Origin of the sequence: Mycolicibacterium phocaicum (assembly GCF_010731115.1) — a bacterium.
Classification (GTDB): Bacteria; Actinomycetota; Actinomycetes; order Mycobacteriales; family Mycobacteriaceae; genus Mycobacterium; species Mycobacterium phocaicum.
On sequence record NZ_AP022616.1, the window covers coordinates 3553738 to 3570453 of the forward strand.

Here is a 16716-nt window from a genome sequence, read left to right on the forward strand (position 1 = left end):
GAGCGGTAAACGTCAACGCGTCAAGGTTGACGTTCGCCGGGTGGCGGCGGGTTGGCGACCACGGGGAACTGGCCGGTGAAGCCCTGGCGCTGCTTGGCGATCTCGAGCACCCGGCCCCGCGCCGCGTACCAGCCGAGGATCAGCGCCGGGATGATGATCACCAGCGTCGCCACCGTCCAGGTGCCCACCGGCTTGTCGAACGCCATGAGCACCAGCACCGCGGCCAGGAAGACCAGCGTGGCATATCCGGTGTACGGCGCGCCCCACATCCGGAACGCCGGCCTGACCATCTCCCCGCGCTGCGACCAGCGGAACAGCTGCAACTGACAGATCACGATGGTGGCCCACGACGCGATGATGCCCAGCGCCGCCATGTTGAGCACGATCTCGAACGCCTGCGCCGGCACGACACCGTTGAGCACGACACCCAGCAGGCCGATGCTGGCGGTGAGACAGATGCCGCCATACGGCACACCGCGTTTGGACATGACGCCCGTGAACTTCGGGGCGCTGCCGTTCATCGCCATCGAGCGCAGGATGCGGCCCGTCGAGTACAGCCCGGCGTTCAGGCTCGAGAACGCCGCGGTGAGCACGACGACGTTCATCAGGGTGCCGGCGCCCTCGAAACCGATCTTCGAGAAGAACGTGACGAACGGGCTCTCCCCCGGCTTGTACGCGGAGTACGGCAGCAGCAGGCCGAGCAGCACCAGCGAGCCGACGTAGAAGAGCGCGATGCGGAAGATCACCGAGTTGATGGCACGCGGCATGATCTTGTGCGGTTCGGCGGTCTCGCCCGCCGCCGTGCCGACGAGTTCGACTGCGGCATAAGCGAAGACGACGCCCGAGGTCACCACCACCAGCGGTAGCAGGCCGGTCGGGAACAGGCCACCGTGGTCCGCGATGACGCTGAAGCCGGTGGACTGACCGTCGACCTTGAACCGGCCGGCCAGGAACACCGTGCCGACCACCAGGAAGGTCACCAGCGCAACAACTTTGATCAGCGCTGCCCAGAACTCGAGCTCGCCGAAAAGCGTCACCGAGATCAGGTTCATGCTCAGCACGATGGCGAGCGCGATCAGCGCGATCAGCCACTGCGGGATCGCGTCGAACGCCGACCAGTAGTGGAAATAGGTGGCGATGGCGGTCGAGTCGACGATCGACGTCATGGCCCAGTTCAGGAAGTACATCCAGCCGGCGACGTAAGCCGCCTTCTCCCCGAGGAATTCACGCGCGTACGACACGAACGAGCCCGACGACGGCCGGTGCAGCACCAGCTCCCCGAGGGCCCGCAGGATCAGGAAGACGAACCCGCCGCAGATCAGGTACACGAGGAACAACCCCGGCCCCGCGTTGTGCAGCCGCCCGCCGGCACCGAGGAACAGGCCGGTGCCGATGGCGCCGCCGATCGCGATCATCTGCAACTGGCGCGGCTTGAGGGTGTGGTGGTAGCCCGCGTCCTCGGCCGTCAGACCGGGCGGCTCGACATGCGTATGCGGCGTAGAGGTCATAGCGTTTCAGTGAACACTGATGCGCAGTTTCGCGCAGGGCAACGAGTTTCCTGTGTGTGAACGCGCCGAGACGGCCCAGGTCGGTAATGTCGGTCGGATGTCGGGTCTCTCCCAAACAGTCGACTTCCACCCCGAGCTGGCGCGGGCCGCACGGTTCATGCCGCGCAGCGCGGTCAATCCGCTGAACTTGCGCTTGGTCCGCAAGCTCACCCTCCTGCAGGAACGCCGGGTCCCGGAGGGGGTCGAGGTGCTGACGCTCCCGTCCGGAGTCGGCATCCGGCTGCACCGGCCGTCGACCGGAACCGGGCGCGGCGGTGCGCTGCTGTGGATCCACGGCGGCGGTTACCTCATCGGCTCGCCGGCCCAGGACGACAAGTTGTGCCGCCGCTTCGCCGACGAACTGGGCATCACCGTGGCGGCGGTCAAGTACCGCCTGGCGCCCGACAATCCGTATCCGGCGGGGCTGGAGGACTGCTACACGGCGCTGCGCTGGCTGGTCGAGCTGCCGGCCGTGGACCCCGCCCGCGTGGCGATCGGCGGTGCGAGCGCCGGTGGCGGACTGGCGGCGGCACTGGCGCAGCTGACGTACGACCGCGGCGAAATCCCCTTGGCAGCACAGCTTCTGGTGTATCCCATGATCGACGACAGGTCGGGCAGCCGGCCCGGGCTGGACCACCCTGGGCAGCGGTTGTGGTCCCAGAAGTCGAACCGCTTCGGCTGGCGCGCGTACCTCGGCGGCGCTGATCCGGCGGTGGCCGTGCCCGCCCGGCGGGCCGATCTGTCCGGGCTGCCGCCGGCCTGGGTCGGGGTCGGGACCTTCGACGTCTTCCACGACGAGGACGTCGAGTACGCCGAGCGGTTGCGCGCGGCGGGCGTGCCGTGCGAACTGGAAGTGGTGCCGGGCGCCTATCACGGGTTCGACGGTGTCGCCGCCAAGACGCAGGTCGCCCGCGCGTTCTTCGCCAGCCAGGTGGCGTTCCTGCGGCCGCTGCTGAACCCGGCCGTCGTCGGCTGACCATCGGCTAACTCAACGGCCCGCCATGCCGGTTCCCGGCCGCCGCAAGCCCGCTGCGGCAGAGCCGATCCCGGGCCGCAGCGTCGGAGAGAGCGTGATCTTCGTTACTTAGTTCATACTATCTAATTGATGTTTACGCAGGTCAATGCGGCTTTTTAGAAAATTAGCCGATCAAATAAACCCTTGCGGGGAAGCATTTCGGGGCGCATGGTTGTTGAACAGACCAACGACCACCTCGGTCGTGATCTTCACCGAGAAGAGGCACGGCAATGACCACCCTGACCCATCAGACGACCGAAAACATCGGCCCGCTGCGGCAGCTGTTCCGGCGTTCCACCGCTGCGGTGGTGCTGACGGCGGCAGGCTTGGGCGTGGCCGGCTACATGGCCCTCGGCATGCTGCAGGACAAGCCGGCCGACCCGGTGCTGCCGACGTTCTCCGCAGTCCCGGTCCCGTCCGCTCCGGACATGGACAAGCTGCAGAACCTGGGCCAGCTCGCCGCCATCGTGCAGGGCCCGCAGGCGCACCCGGCCCGCTAGGCTCCAACACCCCGATCTACCACTGAGCCGCTCTCGAAATCGAGGGCGGCTCAGTGCTGTTCGGCGTCTACTGGACCGCGTGCGCCTTACCGACGGTGATGCGGTTGGCCAGGTTCTGGGCGACCTCTTCGTGCCAGAGGTCGTTGGCGTGGGTGGTGTCCACTTCCTGCTCGAACCGGGCGACCATGTCCGGTTTGATGTCGGCGACGTCGACGTAGAACTGCTCGTACCAGCGGCGATGCTGGTAGACCGGGCCGTCTTCCTCGGTCAGCAGCGGGTTCTCGATGCGGGTCTTGTTCTTCCAGATCTCGACGTCCTCCATGAAACCGTCCCCGAAACTGCGGCTCAACGACGCCGCGAGCTTGGCGGTCTTCTCGGGCGGTAGCGCCGGGTTGTTCTGCACCGCCACGCCCCACTGCAGCACGAACGAGTCATGGGTCACCGGGTAGTGGCAGTTGATCAGCGCGATCTCGACGGTGAAGTTCGGCGCCAGATCGTTGTGCAGCCAGTTGATCATGTACGCCGGCCCGAAATAGGTGGCCTCCGACCGCAGGTAGGTGCCGTCCCACAGCTCACGCGTCGCGTAGTCCGGCCGCGGCTTGGACTCCATGAACTGGCTCGCGGTGTGGCCCTCGATGACGTTCTTGAAGTACGTCGGATACGCGTGATGGATGTAGAAGAAGTGCGCCATGTCGACGTTGTTGTCGACGATCTCCCGGCAGTGCGAGCCCTCGATCAGCAGCGAGTTCCACTGCCACGGCGACCACCGGCCTTCCTCATACCCCTCGATGGCCGGCGGCGTCAGCTCCAGAGCCGGCGTCGACCCTTCCGGGTCGTGCCAGATCAGCAGCTGCCCATTGACCTCGGTGGTCAGCCAGGCGCGGGTGCGGGCCAGCCGCGGCGTGCGCTTGGCGTACGGCACCAGCTGGCACTTGCCGTCCCCACCCCAGCGCCAGTCATGGAACGGACACGCCACCGCGTCACCTTTGACGGTGCCTTGGGACAGGTCACCACCCATGTGCCTGCAGTACCCGTCCAGCACCTTGATCGCACCCGTCGAATCGGCGAACACCACCAACTTGGTGCCGAATGCCTGCACCGCGTGCGGCTTGCCATCACGGAACGACTCGGCCAACCCGATGCAATGCCAGCCCCGCGCGAACCGCGTCATCTCCACGCCCGCGTCGATGTGCCTGACTTCAGCCTCAGACATGTTGTGTTCCTTCCGAATTCGCCGAGCCCTGTGGACCAGAGCTCTTACGAAGCCTCTCGTTTGACCATATCGAGCACCGCCAGGTGGGAGAACACCATGCTGGTGCCGATCGGATTACCGCCACCGGGGTAGGCGTAGCCGCTCGGCGCGGCCATGGTGTTGCCGGCCGCGTACAGCCCGGGGATCGGGCTGCCGGCGGTGTCGAGCACCTGGCCGGTGGTGTCGGTGCGCAGGCCGCCCTTGGTGCCCAGGTCGGAGATGCCGAACCGGGCGGCGTGGAACGGCGCCTTGTCGATGCGGACCATCGGGCAGGCACCGCCGGAGAACGCGCGGTCGTAGGCCTCGTCGCCGCGGCCGAAGTCCGGGTCCGAGCCGGCGTCGGCGTATTCGTTGAACTGTTTGACAGTCGCGGCGAGCTGGTCGGCCGGCAACCCGATCTTGGCGGCCAGCTCCTCGAGGGTGTCGGCGGTGTGCCACAGCCCGGCGTCGACGTACTTCTCGGTCTCGACCATGGACACGTTGGTGGCCTTGATCGGGGGCACGCCCTGATCGGTGTCGTCGTAGATCATCCAGAATGGCAACGTCATCTCGCCCTTGGCCAGCCGGTCCACGACCACGCGGCCGATGCGGTCGTACGCCGCAGACTCGTTGACGAAGCGCTTGCCGTCCTGGTCGACGAAGATGCCGCCGGTGAACCACAGCGCGAACGCGCTGCGACCGTCCGGATGGGTCAGTCCGGGCGACCACCAGGCCTGCTCCATCAGGTCGGTGTCGGCGCCGACGGCGATACCCGCTTCATGCGCCTGGCCCAGATTTCCCCAGGGCCCCATGGTGTCTCGCGCCTCGCCCGGCACGCCGTACTTGTGCCGCAGCTCGTCTTTGCCCTCGAAGCCGCCGGCCGCGAGCAGCACGCCCTTGCGCGCTCTGATCGCCTTGCGGACCCCGTCCGTCTCGACGACGGCGCCCACGACCTTGCCCTCTTCAGTCACCAGCTCAACCAGCGCGGTATTGAGTTGTGTTGCGGCCGAAGGATATTGCTTCAGCGCGACCAGGAAGCGGGCGATCAGCGCCCGGCCGCCGATGAAGTAGTCGTCGGGCTGCGGGACGCCGAGCCGGTCGTTGTCGAGCGGTCCGCGCACCAATTCCTTGAATTCCGGCGCCTTTTCGATCTTCAGCGGACGCGCCGCGACGTGCCGCTGACCGTCCAGCCGGGCTTTCGGCATCTTTCCGAAGTAGTCGGGCCAGGGCAGCATGTCGAACTTGATGTTGGGATCGGCTTCCAGGTACTCCATCAGCGGGGCGCCGCCGCGGACGTACGTGTCCTGCAGCTCGCGCGGCGTCCGGTCACCGACGACGGCGTGGTAGTACTCCAGCGCGTCCTCGATGGTGTCGTCGGTGCCGGCGCGCTGCAGCACTGGGTTGCAGGGGAACCACACGCCACCGCCACCGGAGTAGGCGGTGGTGCCGCCGAACTTGTCGGTGGCCTCGACCAGGAGCACCTCGAGTCCCTCACGCGCGGCGGTGTAGGCGCCGGTGACGCCACCGCCACCAGAGCCCGCCACCAGCACGTCAACCGTTGCGTCCCAGTCCGTCATGCCCACACTCCCCTACAGATATCGCTGCCGTCCGTACTGCGTGAACTCGTCGTCCAACGCGCGCTTGGCATCTTCTGACATGAGGCCGTACGCCGGTACCCCCCTACCCACCCAGCGGTACACCAGCTCGTCGGTGTGCCACTTGTCCGCCTGGAGCTCGCGCTTGAGCACCTTGTTGGAGCCGGTCACCGGCAGCGCGTCCGAGACCCGCAGGAACCGCGGCGTGCCCTTCTTGCCCAGGTCGTCCTGGTCGTTCAGATACTGCACGAACTTGTCGACGTCGAACAGGATCGGATCGGCGACCTCGATGGCCGCCATCACCTGATCGCCCGAGCGGGGGTCCGGCACCGCGTACACCCCGGCGGCGATCACCTCGGGATGACGCCGCAGCACGCGCTCGATGGACAGCGCCGAGGTGTTCTCGCCGTCGACGCGAATCCAGTCACCGCGCCGGCCGGCGAAGTAGATGAAACCGTCCTCGTCGAGGTACCCGAGGTCCCCGGTCCAATACCAGCCGCCCCGAATGCGGTCGGAATCGGCGGCGTCGTTCTTGTAATAGCCCTCGAACTTCTTGGTGCCGAGCTTGTCCACGATCTCGCCGACGGCGTCGTCCGGGTTGAGGATGCGGCCGTGCTGGTCCAAAACCGCTGGGACACACTCGATCATGGTTTCCGGGTTGACGATCGCGACGCCCGGATGGGCCGGACGGCCGAGTGCCCCCTCGGGCTGGTTCGAGTCGAGGACGACGGCTCCGCCGCCCTCGCTGGAGCCGTACCCCTCGTACAAGTCCGCACCGAAGCGGCGCTTGAAGTAGGCCTGGTCCTCCGGGCGAGGCCTCGGTGCCGAAACCGCGGTTGAGCTGGTTGTCGGCGTCGTCGGGCTGTTCCGGCGTGGCCAGCAGATAGCCGAGCGCCTTGCCCACGTAGGTGAAGAACGTTGCGCCGAAGTACCGGACGTCGGGCAGGAACCCGGACGCCGAGAAGCTCGGCGTCAGGCAGACGGTCGCGCCGACGGCGAGCGCCGGCGCCCACAGCGCCATGATGGCGTTGCCGTGGAACAGCGGCATGCAGCAGTAGTCGACGTCCTCGCGGACGTGGTTGAACTTGTCAACCGCCGAGTAGGCGATCCACGCCAGACGACCCTGGCTGCACTTGACGGCCTTCGACGCACCGGTGGTGCCGGAAGTGAAAAGCAGCAGCATCAGCGTTTCCGCGCCGACGCCCTCCGCCGCAGCGATTTGTGCACGATTTTCCGCGCCGGCCGCGGATTTTCGTGCACGAATCGCGTCTTGGTAGGCGGGGTCGTCGACGACGAGGATGCGGTCGGGCGTCAGGCCGAGGTCGAGTCCCGAAAGCCGCTCGCGCCCAGCCGAATCCGTGACGATCAGCTGACAGTCCGCATGCCGCACCTCACCGGCCAACTCCTGGTTGCCGCGCGTCGGGTTGATGCCGACGATCGTCGCCCCGGACAGGGCCGCGCCGCCCAGCCAGAACAGGAAGTCGGGCACGTTGTCCAGCAGCACGCCGATGTGGAAGTGGCCGTCGTTGCGCAAATCCGCGGCGTATGCGCCGCGGGCGGCCGACTCGCGGACCACCTCGTCCCAGGTCCAGTCCTGGTCCCGGGTACGCAGCCCCAGTCGCTCGTCGCCGAGGCGATCGAGGAGCAGGGACGCGATGTCCTCGCGCGGCTCAGGCATTGGCGGCGGCGGCGTTCTTCTGGTCGATGTACGCCTGCGGCAGGTCTGCCACGCCGAGCTTGGTGACGCTGACCGGGCCGGTCTGGTAGGCGTCCTCGCCGATGATCAGACCGTCGGCGTCGATCGGCCAGTTGATCAGCTGACGGAACACCAGCAGGTAGTCGCCGGCCGGATCGTCGACGTCGACGCCGATGGCCTGCGCAGCGGCGCCCGGGTAGATCATCTTCATCCAGCCTTCGGTCATCACCAGATCATCGTCGACGGCAAGGCGATCGATCTCGAAGGCGAGATGATTGGCGCCGCTGGTCACGAATGCCTCGTAGTACGCGCGCACACCCTCGGTGGTCTTCGGGCCCATATCGGTGTTGGCGTACCAGAAGTGGTAGTCCGGGTTCGGTGACAACGTGGCCATCAGCCGGTCCATGTCCGGCACCGCCTCCGCCTTCATGTGCTCGAGCACGATGCCCAGCACCTGGCGATGGCGCTTGGTCCGGCCCTGGCACACCACGGCCGTCGCGGTACCCAGGTCCGCGGTCCGCACCGACACGGACGTCAGGGCCGACGTGATGACCCGCAGCGCTTCCGGCGACGACTGCGCCGACACCGCCAGCACCCTGACCTCGCGGGACTCATCGAGCCCCAGCAGCCTGATCGCCCGCGCCCGGTCCTCGGGGCGCTCCCGGCTCGACAGCACCACCTCGACCAGCGCCGGGTCGCCGAAGCTGGGCGGCACCCGGGCACCGATGTCGCCCAGCGTGTGCCGCACGCGGTCGAGCAGGACACCGTCCAAGGGGTGGGCCGGGGCGTCGCGCTCCAACCAGACCTCCGGCGCGGAACCGTCCCAGCGCACATGCACGGGACACCCGGCGACCGCCTGTGCCGCCGCCAGCACCGCGTCGGCCCCCGTGGCGTCGAGGTCGTCGAAGAACCGGACCAGCCGCAGCACCGACTCGGGGTCACTGCCCAGCTCGGACAACCGCAACGCGCTCACGCCGCCATTCTGGCAATGCTCAGAACTGCAGGACGCTGAACCGCCAGTCCAGTACCTGCCGGTCGGGGCCGTCGGCGTCGACCGCGAACACCACGGACCGCAGGTCCAGCGTGCCGCCGCGGCCCGGCACCTCGTGGGCGGCCTCGACGTGCAGCTCGCTGTAGAGGGTGTCGCCCTCCTGTACGGGGCCGGTGTGATCGCAGGACTCCCAGCCCAGCACCGCGACGATGTTCGGCAGGAGCCGGCTGGCTTGCGCCAACGCCAGGCCGATGGTGTGCCCGCCGTACACCAGGCGCTTCCCGGCCACGCGCGAATCATGATGCGTGGCAGCGACGTTGAGCGTCAGCCGGGCCAGCTCCGGAGCGCTGCTGACGACGTCGGCCGTGCTGGTGAACACCTGGCCGGCGAGCTCCGGATCGAAATTCTCGCCGGGCACGGCGGAGCGCCACGCATCGGCGCTCCATCCCGCGGCCGGGTCCGGGAGGCCCGGCACGGCAGTGCCGATGGTGCTGATGTCGTCGGCGTGGCCGGTGTCGTCGGCGTCGTCGCGCAGCGGCAGCATGGCGCACCGGTGGAAGTCGAGCACCGTGCGGCCGTCCTGGTCGATGGTGATCATGCGCAGCGCCGCCAGCCCGGTGCGCGGCCGGCCGGGCTTGGCCGAATTCTGTTTGAGTCCAACCACTTCGGTACGGGTGGTGATGGTGTCGCCGATGTGCGGGAAGCGGTGGAACCGCAACCCGCGGTAGAACAGATTCGCCTTGACCCGTCGGGTCACCAAGGTCGACTGACCGATCGCGACGTCACACACGAGCGCCGGATGCACCAACGCCCGCGGCGATCCGGTGACCGCGGCAGCCAGTGCGGCATCGAGCGGCAGCCGCATTCGGTCACCCAGAATGGCCTGGTGTACCGCAGCGGTGCCGTCGGTGAGCGTCATGCCGGGCGCCCAGTCGAAGACCTGACCTATCCTGAGGTCCTCGAAAAACGGTCCGCCAGAGGGCACGTCACACAGAGTACTTGTCGATCAGCGATTGCTTGTACAGCTTGCCCGTGTCGGTCCGTGGCAATTGCTCTTCGAACGAGATTGACCGCGGGCACTTGTAGTGCGTCAGCCGGTCTCGCAGCCAGCTCAGCAGCTCGGTGCCGAACTCCTCGGTACCGTCGGCCGGATCCACCGTCTGCACAACCGCTTTCACACTCTGGCCCATCTCGGCGTCCGGAATACCGAACACTGCGGCATCCATCACCTTGGGATGCGTGACGAGGACGTTCTCCGCTTCCTGGGGGTAGATGTTCACACCGCCGCTGATGATCATGTGATGTCGGCGATCGGTGAGGTAGAGATAGCCGTCCTCGTCGAGGTAGCCGATGTCTCCGACGGTGGCCCAACCGTGCGCATCCCTTGAGGCCGCGGTCTTTTCGGCGTCGTCCAGATACTCGAAGGTGTTGCCGCCCTCGAAGTAGATTTCGCCGGGCACACCCTGCGGCTGCTCGTTGCCCTCCTCGTCGAGGATGTGCAGGACGCCCAGCATCGGCTTGCCGACCGACCCGGGATGGGTCAGCCAATCTTCGGCGGTGATGAGGGTGGAACCGATGGCCTCGGACGACGCGTAGTACTCGTCGACGATCGGACCCCACCAGTCGATCATCTGCTTCTTGATCTCCACCGCACACGGGGCGGCGGCGTGCATGACGCGCTTGAGCGACGACAGATCGTACGAATCCCGCACGGACTGCGGCAGTTTCAGCATGCGGGTGAACATCACCGGCACGAACTGGCCGTGCGTGATGCCGTAACGCGCGATGGCGTCCAGACAGCCCTCGGCGTCGAACTTCTCCATCACGACCGTCGTGATGCCCTCGGCCTGAATCTGCATCGACCACACCGACGGCGCGGTGTGGTACAGCGGCGCCGGGCTCAGGTAGACGGCATCCTTGGGGAGCCAGAAGCTCATCAGCATCTTCATCAGGCCGGGCACCTCGGCCGGCGGCAGATGCGTCAGCTCGCGCTTGATGCCCTTCGGACGACCCGTCGTGCCCGACGAGTACTGCAGCAGGTCACCTTCGATCTCGTCCTCGATCGGCGTGTCGGGTTGGGCCGCAACGCATTCCGGGTATCGGTCCCAGCCCGGCAACTCACCGTCGGCGATCATGAGCAGCTTGGGCAGCCCGGCAGTGAGGTGCTCGGCCAGGCCGGCGCAGGTCTGGCTCAGGGCCGCAGAGCCGATCACCGCAGACGCTCCGCTGTTCTCGATGATGTAGGCGGCTTCGGCCGGCGTCAGGTGGATGTTGATCGGCACGTAGTACAGGCCGCTGCGCCGCGCGCCCCACATCGCCGCGTGCATGTGCTCGTTGTTCTCCATCAGGATGGCAACGACGTCACCCTCGACCAGGCCATTGGCCCGGAAGTGATGCGCCAGGTGGTTGGCGCGGGCCTCGAGCTCGTCGAAGGTCACCACCGTGCCGGACGGGTGCAAGATCACGGCCGGTTTCCCATTGCCCACGTGCTGGCGAATCTGCATGACGGCACTCTACGACAGGTGACTTGACACCTGTCAAGAAGGCCGTGTCCGAGGCTCCTCGGCGTGCCACAGCCGATGACGACACCCTGCCACCACTGGGCAAGCAGCCAATATTCTGCTTTTCCTGCAATTTTGGCAAACTCTCAGCTAATCGCCAGAGCAGTATCTAATCGACATTTTTTGCATATCTATGTCACTATCTCTCGATGTCGTGTGCTTGCGACTGTAGTTTTGGCAAATTTCTAGTTACGCCGACCGGAGGTCACGATGGCCACATTCGATTACCTCGTGGTGGGCGCCGGGACGGCAGGGTGCGTACTGGCCAATCGACTGTCCGCCGATCCCCGGAACCGAGTACTGCTCATCGAAGCCGGTGGTCACGCGCGTAGCCCCTACCTGCGCGTACCCAAGCTCGGCAGTCGCCTGTTCGGCAACTCGCGGTACATCTGGCAACACCAGACCATTCCGCTGGGCCCCCACGGCACCACCGAGTTCTGGCCGCGCGGCAAGGTTCTCGGTGGATCCAGCTCAGTCAACGGCATGGTCTACAACCGCGGCCAGAAAGCCGACTTCGACGAACTCGAGCAGCTGGGCAATCGCGGCTGGGGCTGGGACAACATCCTCGCCGCATACCGAAGCTTCGAACACAACACCATCGGCCAGTCGTCGACGCGAGGGTTCGGCGGCGAACTGGCGATCAGCGTCGTCCCCGACCCTGACCCACTCGCGCTCACCACGATCGCCGCCGGCACCTGCCTGGGCATGCGCCCCCTCGCCGATCTGAACGAGTCGGACGAACCGCGCATCGGACTTTCGCCCGCGACCATCCACAACGGCAGACGGATCAGCGCCGCCACGGCATTCCTGGACCCGGTGCGCGCCCGCCCCAACCTGCAGGTGCTCACCGGCGCCACGGCAGAGCGGCTGGAGTTCACCCGGGGCCGGGCCACGGGCGTGGTCCTGCGACTGGGCACCTTGTCGATGGTGGTCCGCGCCGAGCGCGAAGTGGTCCTCACGCTGGGCGCACTGGGATCACCGAAACTGTTGCAGCTCTCCGGAATCGGGCCCCGCGATGTACTTGCGGCCGCTGGCGTGCCGCGCTACCTGGAGCGCTCGAACGTCGGGCGGCGCATGCGGGATCACCGGACTCTTGTGAACACCTACCGGCTCAACCGCAACATCGGGCACAACCGGCATCTGTCGACCACGTCGGGCAAGGTTCGGTCCACGATCCGATACGCCATCAGCGGGCGCGGACCACTGGCCGCACCGACCGGCGACGTGCTCGCATTCTTCAAGACCGGACCCGATCAGTCGCGGGTCGACGGTCAGATGCTCGTCACCGCCCTGACCCTCGCCGGCCATGGCGGTGCCGTCGAGCGCCTGCCGGGCCTGTCCTGTATGGGCGAAATTCTGCGACCGACGTCGGAAGGCAGCGTCTGGATAAGCTCACCCGACCCCGACCACCCCTTGATGATCGACCCCAACTACCTGGCCACCGCCCACGACCGGACCGCTGCCATCGGCGTCCTACGCACCATGCGCGAGGTGTTCCAGCAGTCGCCCATCGCCGACCTCATCGCCACGGAGCTGACACCCGGCCCCGACACCCAATCCGACGACGAGCTCTTGCACGCCGCGATGGCGCAGGGGCTGACCGGTTTCCACGCCATCGGAACCTGCGGCATGGGACCGGACGACGACGACATCGTCGATGACCGGTTACGGGTCCGCGGCATCGACGGACTACGGGTGGCCGACCTGTCGATCATGCCGATCATGTTGTCCGGCAACACAAATGCGCCTGCCATGGCGATGGCCGCGCGGGCCGCGGACCTCATCCTGGACACGCCGGCGCGCGCCGGCAGCCACCGCGGTCACCGGCCGACGATCGACAGCTCCCGACCGTCGAACCTGACCCCGTCGACGTCGTGGTCGCCGGCACTGAACGGCGCCCGCAGCGTCGCGACGATGTGACGGCGGTTGATGATCAAGCCCACCACCGTCAGCGCACCGTAGACACCGCACAGCACCAGCCTGCCGGTGGTCGAGGTGATCGGGAACTGCACGACGAACAGCGCCAACAGCAGCCACGCCGTCGCCCGATGGAACCGCAGCGACAGGATCAACGCCACACCCATCATGGTCTGGGTGGCGGTCAGCAGCACCTCCTCGACCTGCCTGCCGTCGAGAACCAGCGCGGTTCCGCCGCCACCGGCGAGGTAGGCGATGGGCAGCGAGCCCATCAGCAGCGTCCACTGGTTGACCTTGGATGAGATCAGGGTCGCGATGGCCGCGGTGCTCTTGCCCCGCGCGGCGAAAATGGTCGCGATGATGAACTCCGGCGCCTCCGAGGCCAGCGGCGCCAGCCACTGCACCAGCAGGAAGCGGTCGACGCCCAGTTCGGTACCGGCGTCGATCAGGCTGTTCGCGAACGGCTCGGCGCACATCAGGATGACCGCGCCGGACACCAGGAACAGCGTCACGACGGTGATCCGGCGGGCCCGGTCCGGCAGCGCGCCGATCGCCGCGGCGGTACCGACGAGCTCGGGCTCCTCGGGCTCCCCGCGGGTCAGTTTGTACAGGTAGAAGCCGAACCAGGCCAGCATGGCCACGCCGAGCACCAGGTGGATGCGGCCCGTCGCCGGGATGATGAAGGCGACGAGCCCGGCGATGAGCAGGAATCCCAGCTCGACCCGGTTGCCGGGTTCCAGCGCCAGCATCGGTTTGCTGGTCTCGGCCGACATGCGCTGTACGACGTACAGGCCGACGATCACCACGACCGGCCAGCCGATGCCCATGAGCAGCCGGTTGGAGCCGGTCATGTTGGCGGCGGCGTATTGCACGTACTCGGCGTCGTGGCCGGCGACGTAGGCGTAGTAGAGGTCGACGGCGTACTCGGGCAGCACCGCGATCAGCGCCAATACGGCGATCGCGAAGCCACCGGACACGTCGACCTGCGCCGCTTCGGCCGCCCAGGCCAGCACGAAGCTGGCGGCGACGACGGCCGCACCGAACGCCAGGAGCGAGACAACGGGGTCTGGGTGCACACCGGTGACACGCAGCGCCACCGCCGGAAGAACGAACGCGGCGGCCAGCAGCAGGGATCGCGCGAGCGGCCGACGCGTGGTCGGGCCGGCGGATCGGGTGCTGGTCACGCCGCTGACGTTAGCCGCCCAAAACGGCGCCAGCAACTTAGCGTTGCTACGAATTAGTTGAGCTTGCGATGCTGAATTTGCTGGTCAGAGTCGCGAATCTTTTGAGTTCGGCTACCCTAACTTGATTTTGTGGCTAACCACGTCTGGCGATGTCGGCGAGCCCCGGGTGTGTGGAACCACGCCGAACGCCGTCGGCACCGGCAGTCGTGGGCCCAGCCCGAGCCCGGATCGAGCTCGGCCGCCGCTTTCGGGCGTGGCGTCAGTCCTGGGTCCCGGCGCAAAGTACGTGGGCTCAATCGCGGCCGCGAGAGGCGGTGGTTATTGAACCCAGGGACCGCCGGCGTCCAGAAGAAGTACCTGGCTTCCATCACGGGCAGCCCTGTACGTCGGTGATTGAAGTTACGCACTTCCCTGGCTATGCCCGGACCGGATTCCCCCGGCCCGGCGGGGAAGCCATCGCGTCGCAGGCATCGCATTCGCCCGTCGCGCCACGTGCGCGCTCGTAGCGCGTCTCCGCCACCCGATCCGCGATCTGGCCGCACGTTCGTGGCGGAACACCCCCGAATACACGCAACCCCCGATCTCCGGCGGAGATCGGGGGTTGCGTGTTGGTGTGAGCGAGCTACTAGGCCTCTTCAGCCAAGCGGTGCTTGAGGGCGTCGAACTCGTCCTTGATGCCGGTCGGCAGCTTCTCGCCGACGAACTCGAACCACTCTTCGATCAGCGGCAGCTCGTCGCGCCACTCGTCGACACGCACAGCCAGCGCCTCGTCGACGTCGGCGGCCTTCACGTCCAGACCGTCCAGGTCCAGGTCAGCGGCGGTCGGGACGATACCGATCGGGGTGCTCTTGCCCTCGGCCTGATGCTCGATGCGCTCGATGGCCCACTTCAGCACGCGGCTGTTCTCACCGAAGCCCGGCCACAGGAAGCGACCGTCGTCGCCACGGCGGAACCAGTTGACGAAGAAGATCTTCGGCATCTTGGACTCGTCGGCGTTCTTGCCGATGTTGATCCAGTGCTGGAAGTAGTCACCGACGTGGTAGCCGAGGAACGGCAGCATGGCCATCGGGTCGCGGCGCACGGTGCCGACCTTGCCTTCGGCGGCAGCGGTCTGCTCGGAACCCAGGGTGGCACCGATGAACACACCGTGCTGCCAGTCGCGGGCCTGCGTGATCAGCGGCACGGTCGTCTTGCGGCGGCCGCCGAACAGGATCGCCGAGATCGGCACACCCTGCGGGTCGTCCCACTCGGGGGCGACCGACGGGCACTGCGAGATCGGGGTGCAGTAGCGCGAGTTCGGGTGCGCCGCCTTGGTCTCCGTCTCCCGCAGGACCCAGTCCTGGCCCTTCCAGTCGATGAGGTGCTCCGGCTCGCCCTCGAGGCCCTCCCACCAGACGTCACCGTCGTCGGTCTTGGCGACGTTGGTGAAGACGGTGTTGCCGGCGGCGATGGTCTTCATGGCGTTGGGGTTCGAGGACCAGTTGGTGCCCGGCGCGACGCCGAAGAAGCCGAATTCGGGGTTGACGGCGTACAGCCGGCCGTCCTTGCCGAAGCGCATCCAGGCGATGTCGTCGCCGACGGTCTCGGCGCGCCAGCCCGGGATGGTGGGCTGCAGCATCGCGAGGTTGGTCTTGCCGCACGCCGACGGGAACGCCGCGGCGATGTAGTACGCCTTGTTCTCCGGGGAGATCAGCTTGAGGATCAGCATGTGCTCGGCGAGCCAGCCCTCGTCGTGCGCCATGGCCGAGGCGATGCGCAGCGAGTAGCACTTCTTGCCCAGCAGCGCGTTGCCGCCGTAGCCAGAGCCGTAGCTCATGATCTCGCGGGTCTCGGGGAAGTGGGTGATGTACTTGGTCTCGTTGCAGGGCCACGGCACATCGGCCTGGCCCGGCTCCAGCGGCGCACCGATCGAGTGCAGCGCCTTGACGAAGAAGCCGTCATCGCCGATCTTGGCCAGCGCCTTGGCGCCCATGCGGGTCATGGTGCGCATCGAGACGACGACGTACTCCGAGTCGGTGATCTCGACACCGAGCTTGGGATCCTCGGCGTCCAGCGGGCCCATGCAGAAGGGCACGACCCACATGGTGCGGCCGCGCATGCAACCGCGGTAGAGGTCGGTCATGATACCGCGCATCTCGGCCGGGTCCATCCAGTTGTTGGTGGGTCCGGCGTCCTCTTCGCGCTCCGAGCAGATGAAGGTGCGCGACTCGACACGGGCGACGTCGGACGGATCCGACAGTGCGAGATACGAATTCGGCTGCTTCTCGTCGTTCAGCTTCTGGAACGTGCCGGCGGCGACGAGGTGAGCGGCGAGGCGGTCGTACTCCTCTTCCGAGCCGTCGGCGAACATCACCCGGTCGGGCTGAGTCAGCTCCGCAACTTCACGCACCCAGGCGAGCAGCCCGGCGTGATTGGTCGGAGCGGCGTCGAGACCGGGAATGGTCGCTGAGGTCATCAAATTCTCCTGCTCGCAAATCGC

General features: G+C 67.0%; 11 protein-coding genes and 1 pseudogene. 3 read left to right on the top strand and 9 right to left on the bottom strand.

All coding sequences use genetic code 11. From position 1 onward, the window contains the following. Nucleotides 1-20: 20 nt before the first annotated feature. Nucleotides 21-1508 (bottom strand): amino acid permease, encoded by a 1488-nt coding sequence (locus G6N46_RS17115; protein ID WP_138247626.1) that lies wholly within the window; start codon nucleotides 1506-1508, stop codon nucleotides 21-23. Nucleotides 1509-1605: 97 nt separating this feature from the next. Between G6N46_RS17115 and G6N46_RS17120 the strand changes: the two genes are divergently transcribed. Continuing rightward, nucleotides 1606-2523 (top strand): alpha/beta hydrolase, encoded by a 918-nt coding sequence (locus G6N46_RS17120; protein WP_163692838.1) that lies wholly within the window; start codon nucleotides 1606-1608, stop codon nucleotides 2521-2523. Between the two features lie 269 nt (nucleotides 2524-2792). Then, on the top strand, nucleotides 2793-3062 hold the full coding sequence (locus tag G6N46_RS17125) for a hypothetical protein (RefSeq protein WP_138247624.1): 270 nt from the start codon (nucleotides 2793-2795) through the stop codon (nucleotides 3060-3062). A 67-nt stretch (nucleotides 3063-3129) separates the two neighbouring features. Here G6N46_RS17125 and G6N46_RS17130 read toward each other — a convergent pair whose 3' ends face one another. The 6 genes and pseudogenes from G6N46_RS17130 to fadD4 form a co-directional block, all read right to left on the bottom strand. After that, complete coding sequence (locus G6N46_RS17130; RefSeq protein WP_138247623.1) at nucleotides 3130-4275, bottom strand: 3-ketosteroid-9-alpha-monooxygenase, oxygenase component; 1146 nt, start codon at nucleotides 4273-4275, stop codon at nucleotides 3130-3132. A 44-nt stretch (nucleotides 4276-4319) separates the two neighbouring features. Then, nucleotides 4320-5870 (bottom strand): FAD-binding protein, encoded by a 1551-nt coding sequence (locus tag G6N46_RS17135; RefSeq protein WP_061003515.1) that lies wholly within the window; start codon nucleotides 5868-5870, stop codon nucleotides 4320-4322. A gap of 12 nt (nucleotides 5871-5882) precedes the next feature. Beyond that, nucleotides 5883-7566: pseudogene (locus G6N46_RS17140) on the bottom strand (AMP-binding protein). Further along, nucleotides 7559-8557: a nuclear transport factor 2 family protein gene (locus G6N46_RS29010; RefSeq protein ID WP_322790400.1), complete on the bottom strand. Its 999-nt coding sequence runs from the start codon at nucleotides 8555-8557 to the stop codon at nucleotides 7559-7561. The pseudogene G6N46_RS17140 and the gene G6N46_RS29010 overlap by 8 nt, the downstream one beginning before the upstream one ends. A 19-nt stretch (nucleotides 8558-8576) precedes the next feature. Then, nucleotides 8577-9560: a MaoC family dehydratase gene (locus G6N46_RS17155; RefSeq protein WP_338100891.1), complete on the bottom strand. Its 984-nt coding sequence runs from the start codon at nucleotides 9558-9560 to the stop codon at nucleotides 8577-8579. Nucleotide 9561: 1 nt separating this feature from the next. Next, the gene (gene fadD4, locus G6N46_RS17160) at nucleotides 9562-11079 is read right to left on the bottom strand and encodes a fatty-acid--CoA ligase FadD4 (protein WP_133425805.1); all 1518 of its coding nucleotides are present in this window, start codon (nucleotides 11077-11079) and stop codon (nucleotides 9562-9564) included. A gap of 267 nt (nucleotides 11080-11346) precedes the next feature. Here fadD4 and G6N46_RS17165 point away from each other — a divergent pair, with 267 nt between their 5' ends. Next, the gene (locus G6N46_RS17165; RefSeq protein WP_138247621.1) at nucleotides 11347-13056 is read left to right on the top strand and encodes a GMC family oxidoreductase; all 1710 of its coding nucleotides are present in this window, start codon (nucleotides 11347-11349) and stop codon (nucleotides 13054-13056) included. Here the strand turns inward: G6N46_RS17165 and G6N46_RS17170 are convergent. Together G6N46_RS17170 and G6N46_RS17175 are read right to left on the bottom strand one after the other, a co-directional pair. Continuing rightward, nucleotides 12957-14237, bottom strand: a complete 1281-nt coding sequence (locus G6N46_RS17170; RefSeq protein ID WP_138247620.1) for a calcium:cation antiporter family protein — start codon at nucleotides 14235-14237, stop codon at nucleotides 12957-12959. The two genes, G6N46_RS17165 and G6N46_RS17170, sit on opposite strands and share 100 nt — an antisense overlap. Before the next feature lie 625 nt (nucleotides 14238-14862). After that, the gene (locus G6N46_RS17175; protein ID WP_138247619.1) at nucleotides 14863-16692 is read right to left on the bottom strand and encodes a phosphoenolpyruvate carboxykinase (GTP); all 1830 of its coding nucleotides are present in this window, start codon (nucleotides 16690-16692) and stop codon (nucleotides 14863-14865) included. Between the last annotated feature and the right edge of the window lie 24 nt (nucleotides 16693-16716).